The sequence below is a fragment of the Streptococcus sp. SO4 genome, assembly GCF_030440055.1.
In the GTDB taxonomy this organism is placed as follows: Bacteria; Bacillota; Bacilli; order Lactobacillales; family Streptococcaceae; genus Streptococcus; species Streptococcus nidrosiense.
The window spans coordinates 63254-89023 of record NZ_JAQFJI010000007.1 but is presented as its reverse complement, the minus strand read 5'-3'; the positions used below and the strand labels follow the sequence as shown (position 1 = coordinate 89023).

12 protein-coding genes and 1 tRNA gene are annotated in these 25770 nt (G+C 38.7%); 1 reads left to right on the top strand and 12 read right to left on the bottom strand.

All coding sequences use genetic code 11. The features are described from left to right. Window positions 1–22: 22 nt before the first annotated feature. From PCY08_RS05655 to PCY08_RS05630, 6 genes are all read right to left on the bottom strand, one after another. Window positions 23–6949: a SpGH101 family endo-alpha-N-acetylgalactosaminidase gene (locus PCY08_RS05655; protein WP_301559726.1), complete on the bottom strand. Its 6927-nt coding sequence runs from the start codon at window positions 6947–6949 to the stop codon at window positions 23–25. A 330-nt stretch (window positions 6950–7279) separates the two neighbouring features. Beyond that, entirely contained in the window at window positions 7280–9610 is a 2331-nt protein-coding gene (locus PCY08_RS05650) for a DNA translocase FtsK (RefSeq protein WP_075228255.1), read from the bottom strand. A gap of 130 nt (window positions 9611–9740) precedes the next feature. Then, a complete protein-coding gene (locus PCY08_RS05645; RefSeq protein ID WP_301559725.1) occupies window positions 9741–10529 on the bottom strand; it encodes a HEAT repeat domain-containing protein in 789 nt (262 codons plus the stop codon). A 267-nt stretch (window positions 10530–10796) separates the two neighbouring features. Next, window positions 10797–12752 (bottom strand): fructose-specific PTS transporter subunit EIIC, encoded by a 1956-nt coding sequence (locus tag PCY08_RS05640; RefSeq protein WP_301559724.1) that lies wholly within the window; start codon window positions 12750–12752, stop codon window positions 10797–10799. Further along, window positions 12749–13660 carry a 1-phosphofructokinase gene (gene pfkB, locus PCY08_RS05635; RefSeq protein ID WP_301559723.1) on the bottom strand — a complete coding sequence of 304 codons (912 nt, stop codon included), beginning with the start codon at window positions 13658–13660 and terminating at the stop codon, window positions 12749–12751. The genes PCY08_RS05640 and pfkB overlap by 4 nt, the downstream gene beginning before the upstream one ends. After that, window positions 13657–14397: a DeoR/GlpR family DNA-binding transcription regulator gene (locus tag PCY08_RS05630; RefSeq protein WP_301559722.1), complete on the bottom strand. Its 741-nt coding sequence runs from the start codon at window positions 14395–14397 to the stop codon at window positions 13657–13659. The genes pfkB and PCY08_RS05630 overlap by 4 nt, the downstream gene beginning before the upstream one ends. A 161-nt stretch (window positions 14398–14558) precedes the next feature. On the opposite strand from PCY08_RS05630, the gene PCY08_RS05625 reads away from it, so the two are divergent. Continuing rightward, window positions 14559–14646, top strand: a tRNA-Ser gene (locus tag PCY08_RS05625). A gap of 331 nt (window positions 14647–14977) precedes the next feature. On the opposite strand, the gene PCY08_RS05620 is transcribed toward PCY08_RS05625, so the two are convergent. The 6 genes from PCY08_RS05620 to PCY08_RS05595 all read right to left on the bottom strand — a co-directional run bounded on the left by PCY08_RS05620 (window position 14978) and on the right by PCY08_RS05595 (window position 25766). Next, window positions 14978–16252, bottom strand: a complete 1275-nt coding sequence (locus PCY08_RS05620; protein ID WP_301559721.1) for a hypothetical protein — start codon at window positions 16250–16252, stop codon at window positions 14978–14980. Further along, entirely contained in the window at window positions 16249–17484 is a 1236-nt protein-coding gene (locus PCY08_RS05615; protein WP_301559720.1) for an AAA family ATPase, read from the bottom strand. The genes PCY08_RS05620 and PCY08_RS05615 overlap by 4 nt, the downstream gene beginning before the upstream one ends. A 204-nt stretch (window positions 17485–17688) precedes the next feature. Next, the gene (locus PCY08_RS05610) at window positions 17689–18534 is read right to left on the bottom strand and encodes a hypothetical protein (RefSeq protein ID WP_301559719.1); all 846 of its coding nucleotides are present in this window, start codon (window positions 18532–18534) and stop codon (window positions 17689–17691) included. Window positions 18535–19253: 719 nt separating this feature from the next. After that, on the bottom strand, window positions 19254–20588 hold the full coding sequence (locus PCY08_RS05605; protein WP_301559718.1) for an Nramp family divalent metal transporter: 1335 nt from the start codon (window positions 20586–20588) through the stop codon (window positions 19254–19256). Window positions 20589–21036: 448 nt separating this feature from the next. Continuing rightward, a complete protein-coding gene (gene carB, locus PCY08_RS05600; protein ID WP_301559717.1) occupies window positions 21037–24213 on the bottom strand; it encodes a carbamoyl-phosphate synthase large subunit in 3177 nt (1058 codons plus the stop codon). A gap of 473 nt (window positions 24214–24686) precedes the next feature. Beyond that, window positions 24687–25766, bottom strand: a complete 1080-nt coding sequence (locus PCY08_RS05595) for a carbamoyl phosphate synthase small subunit (RefSeq protein WP_045763806.1) — start codon at window positions 25764–25766, stop codon at window positions 24687–24689. Window positions 25767–25770: the final 4 nt, after the last annotated feature.

Here is a 25770-nt window from a genome sequence, read left to right as displayed (position 1 = left end):
TTTATTGAAAACTTTTTATTTTTTAATCTTCTTTTCTCTTTGCAAGAAATAGAGCAGACATTGCTAGACTGAGGCTGGCAAGGAAGAAGAGATGCTCTGACTTGCTAGTACCAGTTTCTGGAAGTTTATCCTTCGCTTCTTGTTTAGCTGCTACTTCCTTCATTTCTGGTTTAGCAGTATCATCTGATTTCTGATCAAGTTTTTGTACTGCTGCATTTTGTGGTTTATGATCCAGTTTCTCTGTTGATGGAGTCTGTACTTGACTTCCAGGTTCCTCAGTTAATGGAGTTTGTGGTTTATGACCAGGTTCTCCTACTGATGGCGTTTGTGGTTTAGAAACTTGTTTATAAACTACTGCAAAATGTCCTAGCTGACTAGTTGTAAACTCAACTGTACCTTGACCATTTGTAAAGCTTACTGCCTCACCTGATGCAGTGTAGTATACTCCAGCTACTTCACTAGAAACTGGAAGTCGAACAAGCACTACACCCTTCGCTTGAACCTCATGCTTATCTTTATCAACTAAATGAAGAGCATAAGCATCAAATTTCACACCTTGTAGACTTTGGTCTGTTACTTTTTGAACTTTAAGATTAAGATCTGTAGCCAAATCTCTTGCTAGTCCTGCAACTACAACTCCTGTAGTCTTATCTGACAAGACACGAACACCTTCAGTTGGTTTTTCTACAGTAGGTGCGGCTTGATCACCTGCTGTTCCAATCGCACCTGTGTACTCTGGTACTTCATGGACAGCGGCTTCAGCTCCATTCACACCTCCAGTAAATTCTGGAACTTCGTGGATAGCTACTTCATTTCCTGCTGTTCCCTCAACTTCATTGTACTCTGGTACTTCATGGATTGCGGCTTCAACACCATTTACACCACCTGTGAATTCTGGAAGGTCAACAACTGGTGCTGCTTCATCACCCTTGCTTGAAGTTGGAGTTTCAGGTTTAGGTTCTGGAGTTGGTTCTGGATCTGGAGTTGGAGTAGGTGTTTGGTCTTTCAATTGGTCGAGATAATCTGCAAAGAATTCAAGCATTCTATTTGTTAAGAGATGATTATCTGTTGCAAATTTCATGCTGGCAACAACACTTGCTACTTCCTCTTGATTACTCTTATCAGTCAATTTTTGAGCTTTTGCCAAGGCTGCTTCATAGGCTGCAGTATCAAGACCAGTTTCAGCAACTTGTGGACGAGCAAAGATCAATTCTGCAGCTGATTGATATTGGTTTTCAGTATCACCGTAGGTTCTTGTTCCAGTTAGAACAATCTTTTTAGCCTTGATAGTCTTACCAAAGTCAATATCTTTTGGTTTATTATTGTTAGCCCAATTGGTTGCATTGAAGGTATGTTCCTTACCTGTTTCATCAGTAACCACAAGAGTAACATCTCTCAAGTTACCATTTGATCCTGAACCACGTGGAACGTAACGGAAGCCAGTAATTTCAGTTGGTTCCTTCAAGACCATAGTTGCAGGTTTACCAACATCTCCTCCGCTCCATGATGTATGCCATAGACTTGACACGTTGCTATCAAAGGCATTTTCAAGACCTTCACCAGCCTGAGCAGGAGCTGTAAGACTTGCAAAGTCATCTGCTACAAGAGCTGTTTTCTTCATCACTAAAGCGTCTTTAAGAGCATTGACCTTAGCAATTTCAGACTTAGCTTCTTCTACACTGATATCATCGTCTGCTTGGCTGAGGTTGAAGACTGCTTCTTTCAAAGCATCCATTGTTTCTTTGGTGTAGTTGGTCATCGCAACAGTTGGAAGATAGTTCTTGACAGCATTTTCTGTTATCATCTTACCAGTCAAGACAATTTCTTCGATTTGAAGTCTGTCCATGATGAAGTCATTGTAGCCACGGAAGTTAGCATTACCACCAGAGTCTCCGCGAGTGTTGCTTGCATTGCCTGTAGAGTAGATACCTACCCATGTATCGCCAGTTTCTGCACCTGTCACGAGGAAGGTTGCACGTTTCGCTTTCTTAGAATCTGTCCAAGTATTTGCCAATTCATGCATTTCCAAATTACTTGCTTGTCCAGATTGGAATTCTCCCTTACCGACTACAAAGGCGTAAGTACTGTCAGATCCAGCTTCATAGTCAAATGTAATACGGTAGGTCTTGCCTGCTTCAAAGCGGAAGTTTTGTGGAATTGTTTGGTAAACCAAGTTACGACGACTTACGAGACCATTTGTCTTGAGTGACCAATTTCCTTCGATAACGTCATCAACTTTCTTGCCGTTCCAATCACGTTGTGTGTATGGTCCATGTTTTTCAGACAAGTGAGTACGGTTATCTTCAACGCCTTCGATACCACCGATGACAAATGGGAAGATACCTTGACCGACATTTTCAAAGTCTTGTTTGAAGACGCCTGTTGCAGTATCGTGACCGTCACCGTACATATTTGATTCATTCTCAAAGGTACGAATTTCATCAAAGTAAGTTGCTTCATCGCCTGCTTCACGACTCAAGGTCAAGGTTACGTTTGATACATCTGAACCTGTTGTGAAGAAAGCATACATATTTTGGAAGTAACTTGTGTTATCAACTGTTGCATTGCTTCGACGAGTATTGTGAGCATAGGCTTTTACATAGTTGAGAGCAAGTGACTTATTAGTGTAGTTGGTTACTTCTTTTTCACCAGTATTAACGGTAATACTTGCTTTAGCATTACTACGGTTGTCTACACCGACATAGACTGCGTATTTAGTATTTGGCTTCAAGCCAGTCAATTTTTGAGTGAGACTAACTTTTTCTTTATTGCCTTGGATGCGGAGCATTTGGTTTGCACCTTGAGACTTCACGATTTCAGCCTTAGAAGCATCTCCTGAAATCTTCCAATGATCCAAAGATTCACTGTTAAATCCTTGGTCATAGATGTGCATTCCTTCACTCCATGACATTTCTGGATTTGTTTGTTTAGAACGATAGAGAACATATGGCTGATTTGCAGTAAGATCAAGGGTAATCTTACCGTCTTTCACGGCAACTTCTTTTTCCTCAGTCTTACCTTGGTCAGTTAGTTTATAAAGGTAAACCTTACCATTTGCCCAGTCGCTAGGAAGTGTCCAAGTTGTTGCACCTGCTTCAGTATTGAAGTAGTACATTTTTTCCTTGTCACTTTCAAGCTTATTACCATTTGCATCCCAGTTCCAAGGTGTCAAGTAGGCTGAACCATCTTGAATGACACGATCGTTAAGTGTAACAATTCGTTCACGATATTGTGGGCTGTTGACATCATTGGATTTACGAGTTACCACAACCTTGTTATTTGCAGCATCAACCAATTCGACTTTCATTTCTGGAGTCCATTTATAGGTACTACCATTGTCAGTCATGGTTACTGGTTTACCATCTTCCCATTTGCTGACTGTGAAGTGTTGGAAGTACTTAGTCATAACGTCATGAGCGAACAAGTTTGTTACATAACCGTTATAATCACTACGTCCTTGCCATCCTTCGAAGTCCTTCATGCTATAGCCGCCTAAAAGTGGGTAGTCAGCTGCACCACCATAACTTCTGTAGTCCCCAACCCAAGAATCTTTTTGGTGGTTACGGATAAAGCGAGTGATGGCACTGTTAATACCTTTATTTGTATAGCCACCATAGGTCAAGTCAGCTGCCCAGTGTTGGAAAGTAGAATCATATTCACCACCATGGCCCCACTCAATAGCAAATCGCCAACCTTGTTTGTTAATTTCTTTAGCAATAACGTGAGTTGCCCAGGCACCGTTGTCACCTGATTGACCGTTACCCCAAACGTCGACATAGATGAAGTCTAGACCTTCACCCAACTCTTTCTTCAACTCTTCCCAACGCGCTAAACGCCCATGAGCGAGGTCATAACCAGCATCAATATTGATACCTTGATCAAGCCAGTTCCAACCGTAGCTGTAACTACCATCTGCATTTTTACGAAGAATATCTTCATTAAAGTATTTAGACTCTGGATAGGTTTCTGAAGCATTTACGTGGATACCGAGGTGAGCACCATATTTCTTAGCTTTCTCAATAAGAGTCTTAAAGTCTTCAACACCACCGATACGTTTACCGATGTCTGCATAGTTCAAGTGTCCAGAGTCATGTCCTTCACTTCCGTATCCCTTAAGAAGTACACCTTGACCAAGACCATCGGTGTTGAGGTTGATCTTCTTGATACCATCCAAGGTCATGAGGAATGGGTTCTGCGCTTGTGAACCAAAGTTCATAGCGATACGGTAAGCTGTAATGTCTTTAACTTTTTCCCAACCTTGAGGGTTGTTCATGATACTACGGTAAGCAATCGCACCATCTTGCCAGTCAACCTTATGGTCAGCATTGGCATCTTCAGTGATGACAACTTTTGCACTTGGAAGTTCTTGAGTGTATGCTGGGAAGACAACTCCGTTGTGGGCTTTTTCCCATTGCCATTCAGAGCTATGAATTTCCACGTAGTTGGCATTGCCAATCGTATTCTTATAAGCTGTCAAACGTGTCCAGTCGTAAGAACCGCCACCGTAGCTATTTTGTGAGTTACTCCATACACCTGCCGCAAGCTTGTCTGTTGAAACAAATCCGTACATATAGCCTTTGGCTAATTCTTTCATTGGATTTGTTACTTCGATATGGTCATCACCACTGACGTGAGTATTGTTTGACATGGTTGCCCCATCAAACTTAGCTCCTGCTTGGTCGCTAGAAACAGATACCAATGCATTTCCTAGGAAGCTGATGGAAGAAAGTAATTTACGTTCGTCATCAATCTTTTGTCCTGGTGTCACTTGGTTATGGTTGACAATCTTAGTCACATCAAAGTGAAGTTGGTTGTCCACCACTTGCAAACGAACTGTCATATCTGCATTGATGAGGTTTTCCTCATCACGGAGTTTCATTTCATACTCGGCAGTCGTTGCATTGACCTTCTTATAGGTAACTTCAGGAGTCACAGCGTGCTTGTTAATCACAACTTGATTAATCGGTTGCACTTGACCTGGAAGCTTGTTGCCATTGAGGACGTACTCTTTAATACGTGGGAAGGCTTGGTCGATGACTGCTTTCAATACTGTAGATTCGATAGTGTCGTACTTGACATTGCTATCGTCTACTGTATCACCTTTTTCTTTTTCAGCAGCCTCTTGGTCGTTTTTCACGCCTTCTTGGTCATCTGTTTTAACATTTACAATGGTTCTCTCACTGCTATAGCTTCCAGCTTTAAGAACGATTTTCTTCTCATCTTTGAGCTTGTCATTTACAGCAGATGGTAAGGTAAGTGTGTCAAAAAGTTTGACATCATTGTTTGTTGCGTTAAGTTGTCCATCTGATTTGAGGCTGATGGTCAAGTGGTTGACAGAACCATTTACTGGAGCTGCAACACGTCCACCTTGGTACCAAAGTCCACTTCCATTTGACTTGTATTCCCAGAACCATCCACCTTGGTCGTACCCTACAAAAACGTTATTATCGGTATCTTTAAATTTCATAAAGACACCAAAGCGAGATTTACCTGTTTCAGATTCTTCTTTAAAGGTCAAATCAACTGTGGCATTTCCATTAGCATCGACTGTCAAACCATCTTTTTCAAACAAGGCTGGTTTCTTACCATTGTCATTTTGAGCAGTTGAAGCTAGTTGGTTGTAACGAACTCCATTTTCTTCACGGATTGTTACTGTTCCCTGTTGGTCTTTATTTTCAACCGTTTTCCATTCTGGAGTGACTTCTTTTGATTCAGTCGGTTTATTCTCAGCTGGCTTGTTGTCAGCAGGTTTATTTTCTGCTGGTTTATTTTCTGCTGGTGTTTCTTCTTTTGGCTTATCTTCCTTAGGTTTATCCTCTTTTGGTTTTTCTTCCTTGTCCTCAACTTGTTTATCGAGAGCATCTAGACCAGCTGGTTTCGTTGTTTCAATACCCTTGATGTAGTTTTGAATCCATTCTAGCTGAGCAGGTGAGAAGAGTATACCACCACTACGTTTACCAGATACACCATTTTGGTGAATACCAATCAATTTCCCATTTTCATCGAAAATGCCACCACCACTGGCACCTGGTTCACTTCCTTGATAGCTAATTCCACGAACACCTTCTCCGTGATTATTAATATCCTCAACAGTTGTATTCAGAATCGGATCAAGCTCTCCTTTTGGATATCCAAATACATGGACCTTATCTCCTACCTTAGTTGTCGCAGGCTTATCAGTCACTTCAACAGGCGCATTTGCAAGAGGTGTACGAAGCTTAACGATTGCCAGGTCATTTTTATATCCTTTGAGGAATCCTTCACGATCCCAGTGTTTCACATCATTTTTACTGAATTTGACGTCTGGTGCCCCTTGATAAGAAATTGTGTAAACATCTTCATCACTTTCAACATTATCAGCTACCTTACGATTATTGCCATCTGGAACATCTTTGATAAAGTTATGAGAAACAGACAAAACGAGATTTTCCCCGATAACGATACCACTACCGAGACCAGCAGGGCTTTTAATTTCGACAGTCGCGCCGTAGTTTAATTCTCCATTTTTTGTTTTAGCAACATCTTCTGGGACTAAACTTTTATCTTCTTTTTCTAGTTCTTCTTTTGAGGCAGTGCGGCCATTTTCTTCAGCCTTATCAAGTTTTCCACGTAGTTCTTCAGGAAGAGTATCTGAAGTTGCTGAGCTTGTAGCAGTTTCTTTTTCTTTTGCCAGCAATTCTTCTTCAGTCTTTGGTCCTTCAGTTACTTCAGGAGAGCCTTGATCTTCACCTGGTTTTGGTGCTTCAAAGTCATGCCCATCATCCTCTTTAGCATTGGCAAGAGCTGCCGCCAAATCAGCTGGCATAGTCGCTGTTGAACCTGTTTGTGCAGAATCTGCGAGAACAGTGCTAGTTCCAAAGAAAGCTGCACCAATCATAACAGAAGCAACCCCTAATGAAAATTTCCGAATACTATATTTGCAACGTTTTTCAAATAATCCTTTATCCATCGATTTTTTTGTTCCTTTCAGTTTACCAAGTAAGCGTTTGCATTTTATTTTAAAAAAATATCCTCCTCAATTTTTAAACACTACTGGATAAACATATAATTTTTTCTATACCAATTTAATATATCAAAAACAGTTTAAAAAATCAATAGTTTAATAGGTAAAACTAGTAAAAGTAAAATCCAATTATTAGTCAAGTCTGAAACGATTTTCAGATAGCCTTATTTCTAAAGAAATCGCTATAAAAAAGGAAACTTCATCGTAAAAGTTAGACCATTTTTGACTAACTTTTCAATAAAGTTTCCATGCATTTTTATACTATTTTTACGTTTTTTATTGTTGTAAAACCTTTCGTGGCTTCGTTCCTTCTGCTGGACCAATAACCCCAGCCATCTCTAATTCTTCCATCAAGCGAGTTGCTCGGTTAAAACCAACCGATAGACGGCGTTGAATCATGGATGCGCTCGCTTTTTGAGTTTCAATGACCAGAGCCTTAGCTTCTTCAAATAGCGGATCTCCACCTTCATCTCCTGTACCAGACTCACCTTCTGTCTCAGAAACCTCTCCGGGATCAAAGCTTTCATCATAATCAGCATCTGCTTGAGCCTTGATAAAGCTAACAATACGTTCCACATCATCATCAGAGATAAAGGAACCTTGCAAGCGTACAGGGTGATTTTCATCGATTGGTTTGAAGAGCATATCCCCTCGACCAAGCAATTTTTCCGCACCATTTTCATCCAAAATCGTACGTGAATCCGTTCCTGAAGAAACAGCAAAGGCTACACGAGACGGTACATTGGCCTTAATCAGACCAGAAATAACATCCACTGAAGGACGTTGGGTTGCAAGAATCATGTGAATACCAGCTGCACGCGCCTTTTGTCCGAGTCGGATAATGGCATCTTCTACTTCTTTGCTGGCCACCATCATAAGGTCAGCTAACTCGTCCACAATCACGACAATTAAAGGAAGAGGTACTTGTTTGTACTCAGATTGAGCGTTGAATTCCTCCACCTTAGCATTGAAACCAGCAATATTACGAACCCCAATTTTAGCAAAGAGTTCATAACGGTTTTCCATCTCATCTACGACTTTTTGAAGGGCCTTGCTGGCCTTACGAGGGTTCGTCACAACTGGAATCAAGAGGTGAGGAATATCATTATAGACTGACAACTCAACCATCTTCGGATCCACCATCATAAACTTGACTTGATCTGGTCGAGCCTTCATGAGAATACTTGCAATAATACCATTGACTGCAACAGATTTACCAGAACCTGTCGATCCAGCCACAAGTAAGTGAGGCATTTTAGCAAGGTCGAAACTACGAGCTGTTCCGTTAACTGCTTTCCCAAGAGGAATTTCTAGGAGATTTTCAGGTTTAGTTTGCGATTGTTCCCAGAGTTCCCGGAAAGATACGGTTGCAATTTCAGAGTTAGGCACTTCAATCCCGACCAAGGATTTCCCTGGAATTGGAGCTTCGATACGGACATCTTTCGCAGCCAAGGCCAGAGCCAAGTCATCTGCTAGATTGGAAATGCGATTGACACGAACACCAACTGCTGGCTTGACTTCGTACTTGGTAACTGATGGACCGATTTCAGCACGTTCAACCGTTACCTTGATACCGAAACTCGCAAAGGTTTCTTCCAAAATTTTGATATTTTCTCGAACGATTTTCTTTTCTTTTGACTGATCTTTTGGTTTATCGGGTGCAAAGAGTTGCAAGCTTGGAAGTTTGTATTCCAAGGCTTTTTTAGCAGAAAAATCTACCTCAACATCCTCATCATCTAAGAACTCAGCTTCCTCTGGAATATCAACTTCGCTAGGAACTTCATAGTCTGCTTGCGGGAGAATAATTTCAGGTTCTATCCATTCTTCCTCTGGAAGGGGTGGTAAATCATCAAAGTGAACAGGGGGAGCTTCTAAAATCTCGCCAGTTTCCATATCAACAGGAGGTATGTCCAACAAGGTTTGCTCTGCTTGTTCTTTTTCTAGTTTTTCCTGCTCCTCTGCTTCCTTACGCGCTTTTTCCTCTTCCCGTTTGATGAAGCGTTCTTGTTTCTTCAGCTCGCGTCGCTCCATCCAAAGCGAAAAACGTGCTCCAAGAAAATCAGCAACGTCATAGACAGACCAGGGACTGACTAGAAGAGCACCAATCAAGATTAAGATGGCTCCGATAAAGTAAGTACCAATATTTGAAAAGAGAAAAGCTACTGGAATGTAGAGAGCAACACCTAGCAGCCCTCCTCCAGCAAAGCTAGTCACACGAAAGCCTGTCAAATCTGTCAAAACTTGGGCTAAAGTTCCCTTAAAGACAGACTGCTCTAAGCCATATTTCCATACAAGATAAGCTTCAAAAATCAGCAATAAGCCTGAAAAAATGCAAAGAAAACCTGAGATCAGACCTTCTTGCTTCCGAATCCATTTGAAGAGAAAAAGATAGACTAGAACGACAAAAATGACCAGATAGGCCAGACTTCCTACTAATAGACGAATGAGATTATAGAGGGTGAGACCCACTGCTCCTAATCTCAGAGCAGCGAACATTAAGCAAAAAGCTATGACTAAGGAAATTAACATCCGTTGGATAGCTTGCTTTCTTTCTAATTCAGCTTTTGACGGTCTCCGTCTTGTTTTACTTGTATTTTTGTTTGCCATGTTTCTATTATACCATATTTCAGAAACATCTAGAGAAATCAAAAAATGACTGCATCTACTAGACACAATCATCTTGCGTTGATATTTCTGAATTTTCTATTCTATATGATTTTTCAACAACCTTGTCTCACTACTTATTCAAAAATCTAAATGCTGATTTTCTTGCCTTCTCAATCTTTTCAATTTCCAACTTCTCTACAGCAGATGTAGGAATCCATTTTTTCCCAAATAAAACTTGAGCTGCTTCTATCATCAGAGCACAAGCCCGAAAGTCCTTTTCTTCTGCAATAGCTTCACCAAACAAATCCTTTGTTTTCTCTATCAAGACTTCTTTTTCAACTTGATGAAAAGATAATTGCATCAAACTACTGGCAGACCAGGCACGACAAAGTGCATCTTGGTCAGTCAAGAGATGTTGCCCTAAGATTTCTATCTCACTTATTGAACCAATCCAACCTAGGGCAATGATTAGCTTTCTACGATTCGAAGCTTCTGAACTAGATAAAAGAGAGATTAGAACAGGAAGTACTTGCTTGCAATAAGATGCATAAAAATCTCTATGTCTTACTTTGGAAAGGATTTTCGCTAGAAGATATACAATCAAAACGCGTTGATTCTCTGCTTTCTTTTGATCGAGAAGTTCCAACAGATAGTCTATTCCCGCCTGCCCATGCTGGTCAAAACTCGCTTCAAAATTCAGGTCCGTTCCTTCCTCCCAATCGTTGCAAATGAGCTCAAAATGAAAGGCAATTTCTGGGCTCCTACCTAAATCAGCTATAAAATGAATTCGTTTAGAATCAGGAAAATTCTCTTTCACCAAGCTGGAATAGACCTTCTGCAACTCTTCTTTTGTAAGATTTTTGCAATAAATCTTAGACTTCTCTAGTTTGTCGATTTCTTCTTTTCTAGAATCATTCATGACACTTATCTCCTCAAAGGTATTTGTAGAACTTTAGCATTCTGTCATTTATACTCTTCGAAAATCTCTTCAAACCACGTCAGCGTCGCCTTACCGTACTCAAGTACAGCTTGCGGCTAGCTTCCTAGTTTGCTCTTTGATTTTCATTGAGTATTAAATTCTCTACGATTTACCTCTATTATATCACTTTAGAGACCGGTCTCTCTAACTCCATTATCAAAAAATGACTGCCCACTTTCGTGTTCAGTCATTTGAATGTATTTGTAATTATTTTTCTAAAGGTTTACGAAGGTAACCATAAACTACACCACTAACAAGTGCTCCAATCAAGACAAAGACAAGGTAAAGAAGGGCATTTGTTGTAAGGGCGATAACGAAGATTCCTCCGTGAGGTGCCATAAGTTTGATACCTGCAAGACCAACAAGTCCACCTGCCACTGCTGAACCAAGGATAAAGCTTGGGATAGCACGAGCTGGATCAGCCGCACCAAATGGAATCGCTCCTTCAGTGATGAATGACAAGCCCATAACGATGTTAGTCAAACCTGAGTTGCGTTCTTCTTTTGTGAATTTATCTTTAAAGAGAAGAGTTGCGACAAAGATTGCAAGTGGTGGAACCATTCCTCCAGCCATAACTGCTGCCATGGCTACTGAACCACCTGTTGACACTGTTGCTGCAAGAGTACCAGTACCAAATACATAAGCTGCTTTATTGACAGGTCCACCCATATCGACAGCCATCATACCTCCAAGAACGATACCAAGGAGGACAGCTGATCCACCTCCAAGACCGCCAAGGAAGTCGTTCATAGCAGTGTTAATAGCTGCCATTGGGATGTTAACAGCAAGCATGACAAATCCTGTCAAGACTGTTCCAAGAAGTGGCAAGAGAAGGATTGATTTAGCACCTTCAAGTGAACGTGGAACCTTCACGTATTTCTTAACTAAGAGTACCAAGGCACCAGCGATAAATCCACCAACAAGGGCTCCTAGGAAACCTGATGATACACCTGCAAGGGCTGAAGTTGCTTCACCACCTTGAGCGTAAGGGATTTTACCAAAGGCAAAACCTTCTTTGGCAATAGCTCCAGCAACGAAACCTGCTACCAAACCTGGTTTTTCAGCGATTGAGTAAGCAACATATCCTGCAAATACTGGAAGCATCAAACCAAAGGCTGCACCACCAATTTTCATGAACATAGAAGCGAGCTCATGGTAAGAACCAAGATTTCCGAGGCTATCGTTTGGCACACCCATAGCACCATCAATCAAGAAGGCAAGAGCAATCATGATACCACCACCGATAACGAATGGCAACATTTGAGATACACCACTCATCAAGTGTTTGTAGAAAGCACCACCGATACTTTGTTTTTCGTTAGACGCTGTTGAAGCTTTTGCTCCGTTAGCAGCATGATAAACTTCAGCATTTCCAGAAAGAGCCAAGTTGATCAACTCTTCTGTCTTACGAATACCATCTGCAACTGGACGATTTACCAATGGTTTACCATCAAAACGATCCATCTCAACAGCCTTATCTGCAGCGATAATAACAGCTTTAGCCTTACGGATATCTTCTGCTGTCAATTGGTTACCAACACCGCTGGCACCATTTGTTTCAACCTTGATACCAACACCCATTTCAGCAGCCACTTTTTGAAGGGCTTCTTGAGCCATGTAAGTGTGGGCGATACCTGTTGTACATGCAGTTACAGCAACGATAAAGTCACCAGATTCATTAGCAGAAGCCTGAGCTGGTTCCTCAGCTTTTTCTGAAGCTTGATCAAAGAGTTCGATGACTTGATCAGCTGATGTCGCTTGACGAAGTTTGTCAGCAAAGCCGTCTTTCATCAAGTATTGAGACAATTCTGCCAAGGCAGCCAAGTGAGTATCATTGGCACCTTCTGGAGCAGCAATCATAAAGAAGAGGTCAGTTGGTTGTCCATCTAAACTTTCGTAGTCAACACCCTTGTTTGACTTAGCGAAGAGAACTGTTGCTTCCTTTACAGCAGCATTTTTGCTGTGTGGCATAGCGATACCATCACCCAAACCTGTAGAAGTCAAAGCTTCACGCGCCAAGATTCCTTCTTTAAAAGTTTCAAAATCTGTCACGTATCCGTGTTCTACCAAGCTATGAATCATTTCTTCGATAGCTGCTGTTTTTTCAGTTGCTTGTAAATCGAGCAACATAACATCTTTTCTCAGTAAATCCTGAATTTTCATCTTTTTTCTACCTCAACTTTTTCATAAGTTTCTTTAATAAATGCTGCAGTTGCCAAGTCATCAGAGAAGGTAGTTGCTGTTCCACAAGCCACACCCCATTTGAAGGCTTCTACTGCGTCTTTTGATTTGACAAACTCACCTGTAAATCCAGCAACCATAGAGTCACCAGCACCAACTGAGTTTTTCACTGTTCCCTTGATCGGTTTAGCAAAGTAGGCTCCCTCTGATGTTACGAGAAGGGCACCGTCACCAGCCATAGAGATGATAACGTTTTGAGCACCTTTAGCCAGCAACTCTCGAGCGTATTTTTCAATCTCATCTAAGCTTTCGAGTTTCACTCCAAAGATAGCTCCAAGTTCATGATTGTTTGGTTTGACCAAAAGTGGTTGATAATCCAAACTATCAATCAAGGTCTGACCTTCAAAGTCACAGACCACTTGAGCACCCGTTTGACGAGTCAAGGCAATCAAATCCTTATAGATGACATTGCCTAAGTTTTTAGCGCTTGAACCAGCAAATACCACTGTATCTTCTGCTGTTAGACTTGAAAGAATAGCTTTTAGCTCTTCCAATTGCTCAGGTTCAACTGTAGGACCAGTTCCGTTGATTTCAGTTTCTTGGTCTGCTTTAATCTTGACGTTGATACGCGTATCTTCTGCTACTTGAACAAATCGGGTTTCAATTTGTTCTTCAGCTAAAGTATCTGTGATAAATTTACCAGTAAAACCTCCGATAAAGCCTGTCGCTGTATTTGGAATATCCAAGCGTTTCAAGACACGGCTAACATTGATTCCCTTACCACCAGCAAACTTATCATCACTATCCATACGATTAACACTACCAACTTCCACTTTATCCAGACGGACAATGTAGTCAATAGATGGATTTAGCGTGACTGTATAAATCATACTTCGATAACCTCCGTTTTTCCTTTGATAGCTGGCAAGAGTTCGTGACCCTTGCTTGTAATAACAATTGCTCGTTTTATAGGCGCTACCTTAGCGAAACAAGACTGACCTATCTTGGATGAATCCGCCAAAATATAGGTTTGTTTGGCATTTTCTAAAATAGCACGCTTAACAGCACCCTCCTCCATATCTGGAGTTGTATAATAACCTTCATCCACACCGTTCATTCCGATAAAGGCACGGTCAAAGTGAAGCTGGTTAATCTGATTAAGCGCGACACCACCGATGCTGGCATCCGTTGTCATCTTAACGCCACCACCGATAATCACAGTTGGAATTTGCTTATCCACTAATTGAACCGCATGGTGAATGGAGTTGGTTACAACAGTAATGTCTTTTCGCTCCAATTCCTTAATGAGAAAGGCTGTTGTACTTCCTGCATCCACAAAGATAACATCTTTTTCTTTGATAAGTGAAGCTGCCTTTTGCGCAATCAATTTTTTCTCTTGAAGGTTTTTGACAGATTTTTCTTGAATAGTTTCTTCTTCTTGCAAGGAATGAGGCAACTCTGCTCCTCCATGAACTCGGCGAAGTTTATTTTCCGATTCCAATTCATCTAAATCTCGTCTAACCGTTGATTCTGACGTGTCTAACAAACCTACTAATTTCTCTAGAGAAACAACTTTATGTTTGCCCAGCTCCTCTAAAATCAATTTTTTTCTCTCGGTTTTTAGCACTTACTCACCTCCTGTTAACGATTACAGTAATCATTCTACCACAAAAAATAACAAAGTCAAGCACTTTTTGTCACTTTCTTTCATTTTCTATCATTTTGCCAATTGTTTGAATTTTATTTGCAAGATAATTCCCTTTATGATAAACTATTTTAGTAAGTATTGGAAGATTACTCAAGAGGCTTAAGAGGCCGTGTTGGAAACGCGGTAGGCGTGTGAAAGCGTGCGTGGGTTCGAATCCCATGTCTTCCGTTGCTATAGTGTAGCTGCATCTTCATGCAGCTTTTTATAATAGATTTTTTATTTAAGATTAGGATTGAAAAAGATACTTGACTAAAACTCACCACAAGGAAATAATCCAGTAAATCTCTGCATTAAAAAACGCATAGTATCAATGTTTGTGAACACTTGATACTATGCGTTTTATTATGAAAAATTATTAGATTTTCTCTTCAAATTAAGCTTTTTCCTGATTTCAGAAATCAAATTATTAATCTCATGTTAACAGTTGTAATTAACAAGTAACTGAGTAATAGTTTATCTTAGTTCAAATTAGTTATTAAAATAATCTAATTTTTGTAACTTAGTTTGTTCCTCTCCATCCTTTTATTTTTTCATAAGCGTCCTTTTTAAATTTTCCTAATGATTTATTAATAAGATCATCTTCAGATGTGAATATTATATCTCCATAAATAAGAGCATCAATTTTTTTATCAATCTCAATTCCTTCTCCTGAAAACATATTTTTTAAATCTTCTCGATATTTTTCATTGTATTCTCTTTCTCTATTTATCATCTCTCTGACTTCAATATTATGGACTTTATAAGCTTCATCTAGCTTTAAAATATTAATTAAATCATTTTTCAAATCTTCGGTTTCTTCTAAAGTATGTAGGTTACCATCAAGGTCTCGTTTGATTTCAATCTGATAATCTATATAATCGTTTGGATTGTTTGGATTTTCTATTCTTGTTAAATCAAATTTTACTTTATTTGTATTATCTCTAAGATAAGGATTGATTTTTAATTTTTGAGTACTCTTAATACGATTACAGATACTACAACTTGGTATGAAATTATATAATGAAATCGAAAACATCGGGTAATTATCTTTGTTATAGAAATGATCCATCTCTGCGCCAAGCAATCTATCCCGAGTATTGATATAATTACGATTGCAATAGGGACAAACTAGTAATCCTCTACTATCCGAATCGATAAAATTTTGAATCATAAAACTGTTTATTTTTTCAAAGTTCCCCATTATAGTGATTTCCTCAGATAAATTATACAGATCTTTTATCTTTTTAAAATCATTTTTACTACCAATTCTAGAGGCATTGGTAACATATGTTTCCATACGTTGAGGTTCTAATAAAATTAATGTTTTAAAATACTCAGCAAACGAGAAAAATTGTCTACTTTCTATTTCCTCAACCAAATTTTTAATCTTCTGACTTCTTCTATTCATTAATTGTTCAAACTTTGTAATTAAATTATTATACCATGGCTCTCTCTTGTAATCATTAAAATGAGAATCTCGTATTTTTTGCATAATAAATTTATTTTTAGTTCCAATTTTCCCAGATACAAACTTCTTAAACTCAGTACCTTGCTGATTAGGAAAGCTATTAATATCATTGAAATAATCTTCTTGAGAACAATATTCTCTAATTAAACTTTTTATCAAAGTGGGACCGCAATAACCAAAAGTAGCCTCTAAATCTTCTCTAAAATTATTTTTTATGATTCTTACAAAATACCTCGATACAACACTATCTATGTATTTACTGATCATAAATTTGACATAGGCATCAACAAATTCTTGTGGATAATTTGGTAATTTCAAATGCATCATTGAGAACGTTCCCCCTCAAGTTGTTCGAGTTTTTTTTGAAGTTGAGCAATTCGATTTCGGATTTCAATGCTCTCATCATTTTTATTTGGGAATGCTCTATAAAATAATTCTTTAAGTTGGTTTGCAATGATTGGTTCACCTACAGAATCTATAATCTTCTTAGCCATCTTCTCTCTCTTAGTTTCATCCAGGCTATTAAATAAACTGTTAAGATTGCGATTCCCATCGGTTTGATTAATTTTAAAAGTTAAAAATTCTATCGTATCTTTAATTGTATTATAGGCATATTCTCCCATTACATCTTGTAGAAAAAATGAATTCTTAAAAAGAGTATATATATTTTGACCAAAAGTTTTTTCAAATGACTTTTCTTTGAACTCTTCATTGTCCTTTGAAAGAAATAGTATATTTTCTCTATAAATATCTGACAAAAAGATTGGCGAATGAGAAGTAATAATTATTTGCACGTGCTTATCATCGAATATTTTGTCGATTATTGGCAAAGCTCTACTAATCCATTTACGTTGCCATTCTGGATGTAGCCCAAGATCAACTTCATCTAAAAGAAGTAAATAGTTATCTTTATCCACATCTGGCAACATCTTTTTTTGCAGAGCTATCTTTGCTGAATACAGATTGGTAAAAGATTTTAGTAACCCTAACTCACCTGAACTCAACCCTATCCATCTCAATTTGACACATTGAAGAACTTCAGAAATTTTAATTTCGGAAACACAATTGACAAATGAAGACAAATAATCAAAATTTGTTGTAATCTCTGGCAAGTTATATAAGATAGTTACAATTTCCTGTAAATTTTTTGTATACTTATCCAGTCTTCCAAAATTAGTTAAATCTCGCCATACCCTATTCTGTACTAATTTATATTTCATTAAATCTGAAGAATCAAGCAAATCAAAATAAAATGTATACCTTATTTCTCTAGCTACATTAATACAAATTTTACTATTTCTCCTCCAAATACTCTCCCATTTTTTCACATTATTAATGTTTACTTTATTAGTAAAATATGAATAGGAGTAAAAAATGACATCGTCGATATTCATATATTCTCGAAACAATCCATACTGTTTAATTATCGGCGAAATAGTATTTTTTAGTTCTCTAAAATATTCAAGAACTGTATGAATCTTATCAAAATATCTATTATTAATCTCCTCTTCTTCTCCCAAAGTTTTTAAATAAGTGATGTATAGATGAAAAATAAACATAGTATGCCAGATTTTTAACCAACATATAATGAATTCGTTACTATTCTCTTTTCCAAATATAATATTTCGTAATCTTATATCAGTTATAGATGAATTTAGATTAAAGTTGCTAAATTTAACTTGAACCGATTGATAATTCATTTCGTAGTCAGAAGTTCTTTCCCAAAATGATAAATGGAAATCTAAAAGTCTTTCATAATTTTTTTAAAATCGTCCATTATAATCAATATCAAGCATACAATTTATCAATACTGAAAAATAATCTATTACTTTTTTATTTATAGATACTTTTTCTCTATCGCTCCGCTTGAGAAGTTCAACCTCGTCCATATAAACTAATTGTTTACTATCACAAGGTAAATAACTTCCTTCAATATCTGCTTCAACTCCTTTTTGAGTATAATCTACAAATCTTTTAATTTTTTCCTTGAATTCATTAATAAATTTTAACTGATTTAACATTTCTTGCAAATCAGCTATTTTTTCATTTTTAACTTCTTCGGTCAACTTTCCATATGTAAAAATATTTCTGAAAGAAGATGCATCAACCTTATTTAAAACACCTGAAGAAAAACTAGTTAGAAATTCAGTTGCATTTGAAAATTTAATAATTAAAGGATATTTGTTATCTGCTTGAATTGATAATGTTTCAGGAAGGGATTTAGGATATAGCCAAAAATTATCTTTTTGCTCAAAAATAAGGTGAACTCGACTATTCTCTATGCTCCTATTAAATCTTTGATTAAATATTCGATTCATTAGTGTCGTTTTCCCTGACCCATTTTCACCAACTATTACAGATAAATCCTTTATATTTTTTGTATATGGAATTTGAAAAACATCTTTTTTCTCTATTTCAAAACAATATTTCCCATTTTCGTCTTGCTTGTGGACACTATCTTCTATAACTTTTTTTACCTTAATATCTGGTAAAAAATTAATAATTTTAAAGTCGCAATCGAATGAAACATTATTCAAAACTTCATCGGAAAAAATGTTGAATCTCTCTTCTAACATAGCAACTAATCTAATTTTATTCTCATTAACCATAAATATCTCCCTTCAATGATTATCCTTATTTTACTACAGAAAATATTTTTTATCAAAAATAAATAGTATAATATAGAAAAGTATACTGATGAAATTGGTCAATTTATAAATGTTTATAATCATTCTTGCGTCACTTAATTTCTCCCCATCAAATTATAGATTGTTTATAGAAAAGAACATCTAAGTGTAATATATAGTATCTTTATTAAGTTAAGTAAACGAACAAAAATCTCATATGAACCCTTACGAAATTAATACAAAATATAATAGTGAGTTATTTAAGCGGATTACCAATGATAGTACGGATTTAATAGAATAAAAAATAAAATTTTATTCATCATAGTATATCCTATTCATTTGGTTTAATAGTTAAACTAAATTATCAAACTTCTAAATTTCTCATTTCGATACATATATTAATTAAATATGACTTCAAAATATTTTTACAATAATTTAATTTAAATACATATTTTTGGAAAGTATCTATTTGGGAAATCTCTAGCATTAAAAATTAAATCTCTATTTTTAGATACTTTAGAATTTTAAGACTAGCATATTCATAGATTTGAATATAACAAAAGAGAGAATCAATCTGATTCTCCCTCATCATCGAATAAACATCGCCAGCTACAGTTAATAAATAGATAATTGGAACTTCTTCATTTCGTCAATTTTGATGATTGAAACGATAGTTTTCTAGCACTTAATCTCAGATGCTCTTAAAAAATATCAAATAGCAATTTCACATTGAGGATGGTCAAGATAATGGAAACGATATAACCAAGGATGGTATTCCATTTGGCATTGGTAAATTCTCCCATCAGTGATTTTTTTGAAGTAAGATAAATCAAGGGGAAGATTGAAAATGGAAGAGCGATAGAAAGAAAGACCTGTGAATAGACCAATAACTGATCCAAGGTTTTTTCCTGATGACCAAACAAAACTGCTACTATCATGACAGGTAGTAAGGCAAAGAGACGAGTCGCCAAACGAATGAACCACTGGGGCAATCGCATATGTAAGAAACCTTCCATAACGATTTGTCCTGTCAAGGTACCTGTAATAGTTGAATTCTGACCACTGGCTAATAGGGCCAAGGCAAACAAGGTTGATAAGGTTGAGCTAGCTATAGCTCCCGCAATGGTTGAATCCTGCAAGGCATTATACATTTGAGAGAAGGCAGAAATTTCAGATGCATGTCCGAAAAAGAGAGCCGCCCCTAAGATCAAAAGAAGGGAGTTAACCACAAAGGCCAAGGATAACTGGAGATTAGAATCCCAGGTCATAAAGCGCACGGCTTTTCGAACATCATTCTTGTCCTTATGATTGATTTTCCGAGTCTGAGACAAGGAAGAATGCAAATAGAGGTTATGGGGCATAACAGTCGCACCCACGATACCCAACGCCAAGGTTAATTGACTTTCATGCCCAGGCATAGGACTTTCAAATAAGGTTGCATTTGGCAGATAACCTTCAACGATTCCTTGGAAGCTTGGATGTGACAAAGCTACTAAGTAAGTAAAGATTGCTAGAATGGTTAAAATGAGCGTGGTAACGATAGCTTCTATCTTCTTAAAGCCAAACTTCATCAGGAGCAGCAAGAGAAAGACATCCAGAACCGTCAAGAGGATGGCTATCATAATCGGAATCTTAAAGAGAAGATTTAGGGCAATAGCTGAACCTAGAACTTCTGCCAAATCTGTCGCCATCAAGGCCAACTCCAAAATCACCCATAGACTATAACGAAGCCATTTAGGTGAATGATGGGCCGTTGCCTGAGCTAGGTCCATCTGGGTTACAATTCCAAGTTTTCCAGCCATCTGCTGAAGTTGCATAGCAATAAGCGATGAAATCAAGATAACAAACAAAAGACTATATTTATAGGAAGCCCCACCGACAACACTTGTAATCCAGTTCCCCGGATCCATATAACCAACTGCCACGAGGGCACCCGGACCCAAGAAGGCCTTTAAATTTTGCCAGAAATGATTATTATTTGGAGTATCAATAGACTGATTAATCTCAGAGAGTGAAACTTTTTTATGAGAAGACATAGATACTTACCTCTTTCTAATCTTGTCTTTTCCTACTATTCTAATATTGAGAATCCGAGATTACAAATTTATATCCAAAAGTTAAGAGACTTTTTGAAAGGACTTATGAAAATACTTGCTCATTTTCTCAATTTTCCCCTATTATATCATAAAATTCAACAAAATTTTAGGGAAAGTCAGAATAAGTCTACTCACTTAACGTTAATGATAAATCTATTGGCAAACTTTGACATTTAATGATGAACTGTATCTATTTTTTCTAACTCGCTCTCTCTATAAAAGAGTAAAAACCAGCGTCTTTTGACGCTGGATAAAAAGCTACTTATACTCAATGAAAATCAAAGAGCAAACTAGGAAACTAGCCGCAGGCTGTACTTGAGTACGGCAAGGCGACGTTGACGCAGTTTGAATTTGATTTTCGAAGAGTATTAGAGCATTTACCAAGAAACTAAATCGCTTCTGTAACGAAGCTACGGCTTTCAAGTACCTTAAGCATAGCATCCGCTGTATCAAGGGCTGTAAAGAGTGGTACACCATGTTCGATAGCTGAACGGCGGATTTGTTCACCATCTTCATCAGCAGTTCGCTTAGTACCAACTGTGTTGATAATGGCTTGTATTTTCCCTTTACGAACATAGCTTGGGATATCGTGTTCATCATCACCGATCTTACCAACGAGTTGAGCCTTCAAGCCATGACTTGCAAAGAAAGCTGCTGTTCCTTGAGTCGCAAGGATTCCGTAGCCAATATTTTGGAAACGACGAGCCAAATCCAAAGCTTCTTCCTTGGCATCGTCAGCGATAGTAAAGACAACATTCCCAAAGGTTGGCAAGTGAAGATAAGAAGCTTCAAAGGCCTTGTAGAGAGCTTTTTCTAAAGTCGTATCAGAACCCATAACTTCCCCTGTTGACTTCATTTCAGGACCGAGCAAGCTGTCTACTTTCGCGAGCTTGGTAAAGGAGAAGACTGGCGCTTTAATATGAACACGACTGCTTTCTGGGTAAAGTCCATCTTGGTAACCAAGGTCTTCAAGACTTTGACCAAGAATCAACTTAGTTGCAACCTGAGCCATCGGGATATTGGTTACTTTTGATAGGAATGGAACAGTACGGCTGGCACGTGGATTGACCTCAATAACGTAGACTTTCTCATCCTTGATGACAAACTGAATGTTCATCATACCAAGACAGTTGAGGCCAATTGCAAGACGTTTAGTATAGTCTGCGATGGTTTCTTGAACCTTTTGAGACAAGGTTTGTGGAGGATAAACAGCCATGGAGTCACCTGAGTGGACACCAGCACGTTCGATATGCTCCATGATACCAGGGATGAGGACATTTTGTCCATCTGAGATAGCATCTACTTCACATTCTTGTCCAACGATATAAGAGTCGACAAGAACTGGATGGTCTGGACTTGCCTTAACCGCAGTACGCATGTAAGAACGAAGATCATCTTCATTCTCAACGATCTCCATAGCACGTCCACCCAAGACATATGAAGGACGAACAAGGACTGGGAAACCAATCTTACGAGCTGCAAGTACTGCTTCTTCTTCGTTTGTTGCAGTCTGTCCAGGAGGCTGTGGAATATCCAAGTCTTTGAGGGCTTGTTCGAAGAGGTCACGGTCTTCGGCACGGTCTAGGTCAGCAACCTGCGTACCAAGGATAGTCACACCTGCCTTAGCCAATGGCTCTGCAAGGTTAATAGCTGTTTGTCCACCAAATTGAACGATAACACCTTTTGGTTGCTCTAAGTCGATAACATTCATGACATCTTCAAATGTCAATGGCTCAAAGTAAAGTTTATCCGATACAGAGAAGTCGGTTGAAACGGTCTCTGGGTTTGAGTTCATGATGATGGCTTCGTAGCCAGCAGCTTGAATCGCCTTAACAGAGTGAACTGTTGCGTAGTCAAACTCAACCCCTTGACCAATACGGATTGGACCAGAACCTAGGACCAGTACAGATTCCTTTTCAGACTTGATGGATTCGTTTTCCCAACCATAAGTTGAATAGAAATATGGAGTTTCTGATTCAAACTCTGCCGCACAAGTATCAACCATCTTATAAACTGGAACAATCTTGTTTTCTAAACGAAGTTGGCGAACTTGGTCAGCTGTAGTGTTCCAGAGTTCAGCAATTTTACGATCTGAGAAACCATTAAGTTTTGCTGTTTTTAGGACTGCTACATCTTGTGGATGTGCGCCCAATTCTTGCTCAATTTCAAAGATATGCAAAAGTTTATCAAGATAGAAAATATCAATCTTAGTCAAATCTGCAATCTCTTCTGGTGTATAACCACGACGAATAGCTTCTGATACATAGAAGAGACGGTCATCTTGGGCCTTGACAACTTTTTCAATCAAGGCATCATCTGAGACTTCTGCAAGTTCAGGCATTTCATTGTGGTGGACACCAATTTCTAGAGAGCGACAAGCTTTAAGGAGAGATTCCTCAATGTTACGACCAATAGCCATTACTTCTCCAGTCGCCTTCATCTGAGTACCAAGACGGCGCTCACCCTTTTCAAACTTATCAAATGGGAAACGTGGAATTTTGGCGACCACATAGTCTAGGGCTGGTTCAAACATGGCATAAGTTGAACCTGTAACTGGGTTAATGACCTCATCCAAGGTCAAACCGACTGCAATCTTAGCAGCCAATTTAGCGATTGGGTAACCTGTCGCCTTAGAAGCAAGGGCTGACGAACGCGATACACGAGGATTTACTTCGATAACATAGTACTTAAAGCTGTGAGGATCGAGAGCCAACTGAACGTTACATCCTCCTTCAATCTTGAGAGCGCGGATAATGCTCAAGCTGGCGTCACGAAGCATTTGGTTTTCATAATCTGACATAGTTTGCGCTGGGGCAAATACGATGGAATCCCCTGTATGAATCCCGACTGGGTCAAAGTTTTCCATGTTACATACAACAAGAGCATTGTCAGCTGAGTCACGCATCACTTCGTACTCGATTTCCTTGAAACCTGCAATGGAACGCTCAATCAAACATTGAGTAACAGGTGACAACTTCAAACCATTTTCGGCAATTTCACGTAATTCCTCCTCGTTGGCACACATACCACCACCTGTACCACCAAGTGTGAAGGCTGGACGGACGATCACTGGGTAACCAATTGTTGCTGCGAAAGCTACGGCTTCTTCCACTGTATTAACAATTTCAGATTCTGGAATTGGTTGGTTCAGCTCTTCCATCAATTGTTTAAAAAGATCGCGGTCCTCCGCTTGGTCGATGGCAGACAATTTAGTGCCGAGAAGTTCTACTCCCAATTCATCAAGAATTCCATTTTTAGACAATTCCATGGCCATGTTAAGCCCTGTTTGCCCACCAAGAGTTGGAAGCAAGGCATCTGGACGTTCTTTACGGAGAATACGAGTTACAAACTCAAGTGTGATTGGCTCAATGTAAACCTTGTCTGCAATTTCCTTATCAGTCATGATAGTCGCAGGGTTTGAGTTCACCAAGACAACCTCATAACCTTCCTCTTTCAAAGACAAGCAAGCCTGAGTCCCAGCATAGTCAAACTCAGCAGCCTGACCAATAATAATCGGACCAGAACCAATCACCATAATTTTTTGAATATCAGTACGTTTAGGCATTTATAAGATATTAAGGGCGTCAAGCGGACAAAGCTAAAATAGGAGTTATGACGAAGAACTGTCAGTTCTAGGAATAACTATCTTTTTAGTACCGTCCGTAGCCCGTATTCAGTTCAGCAAATACGGACCACCCTTCTCCTTTCTATTCGTCGCCTCACTGAGCGACATTAAATAAATTCTCCGACGATTTTTTAGCGAAACGATTTTTTTCGGTAAAAAAACTAGTGCAGGGAGTTTTTAGTTCGCCTGATTGCGACTAAAAGAAACGACCTGCCTTTCTATTCGTCGCCTCACAGGGCGACATTAAATAAATTCTCCGACGATTTTTTAGCGAAACGATTTTTTTCGATAAAAAATCTAGTGCAGGGAGTTTTTAGTTCGCCTAATAGCGACTAAAAGAAACGACCTGCCTTTCTATTCGTCGCCTCACAGGGCGACATTAAATAAATTCTCCGACGATTTCTCACTCGTCTTTAATTTGTTTGTTTAAAGGCTTCCATCATCTCGATGAACTCGTCAAATAGATAACTTGCATCGTGCGGACCTGGTGCAGCATCTGGGTGGAATTGCACAGAGAAACCTGGTTGGTATCTGTGACGTACACCTTCAACTGACTTGTCATTGATTTCTTCATGAGTAATCATCAAATGGTCTGGAAAATCTTCACGACTCACTGCATATCCATGGTTTTGACTCGTGAAGTCCACGCGCCCTGTTGCAATTTCGCGTACAGCGTGGTTAAACCCACGGTGACCAAATTTCATCTTATAGGTCTTGGCACCATTTGCCATCGCAAAGAGCTGGTGCCCCATACAAATACCAAAGATTGGAATTTTCCCGAGAATACCACGAATCATATCGAGTGCTTCTGGTACATCTTCTGGATTTCCCGGACCATTTGACAACATAACTCCGTCTGGATTTAAGTGAAGGATTTCCTCTGCTGTTGTAGTATAAGGAACGACCGTTACATTACAATCTCTCTTAGACAACTCTCTTAAGATTGAATGCTTAAGACCAAAGTCAACGAGTACTACACTTAAACCTACTCCTGGAGCTGGATATGCAGTTTTTGTAGAAACCTGTTTGATATTATCAATTGGTAGAACAGTTGCTTGAAGCTGATCTGTGATGTGATCGATACTATCTCCCACATGTGTTAGAGTCGCTCTCATAGTCCCATGTTTGCGAATGATTTTTGTCAAAGCACGTGTATCAATACCTGAAATACCAGGGATTTTCTTAGACTTCAAAAATTCATCCAGTGTCATCTGGTTGCGCCAGTTGCTGGCTCTACGAGCTTCTTCAAATACCACTACACCTTTACAGGTTGGACTGATAGACTCGTAGTCATCACGGTTAATCCCATAATTTCCAACCAAGGGATAGGTAAAGGTTAGGATTTGCCCATTGTAAGACTGATCCGTAATGGATTCTTGATAACCAGTCATCCCGGTATTAAAGACAATTTCACCAGTTACATCGATGTCAGCCCCAAAGGCTTTTCCTTCAAAAATTGTTCCATCTTCTAAAACTAGAAGTCGTTTAGTCATAAAT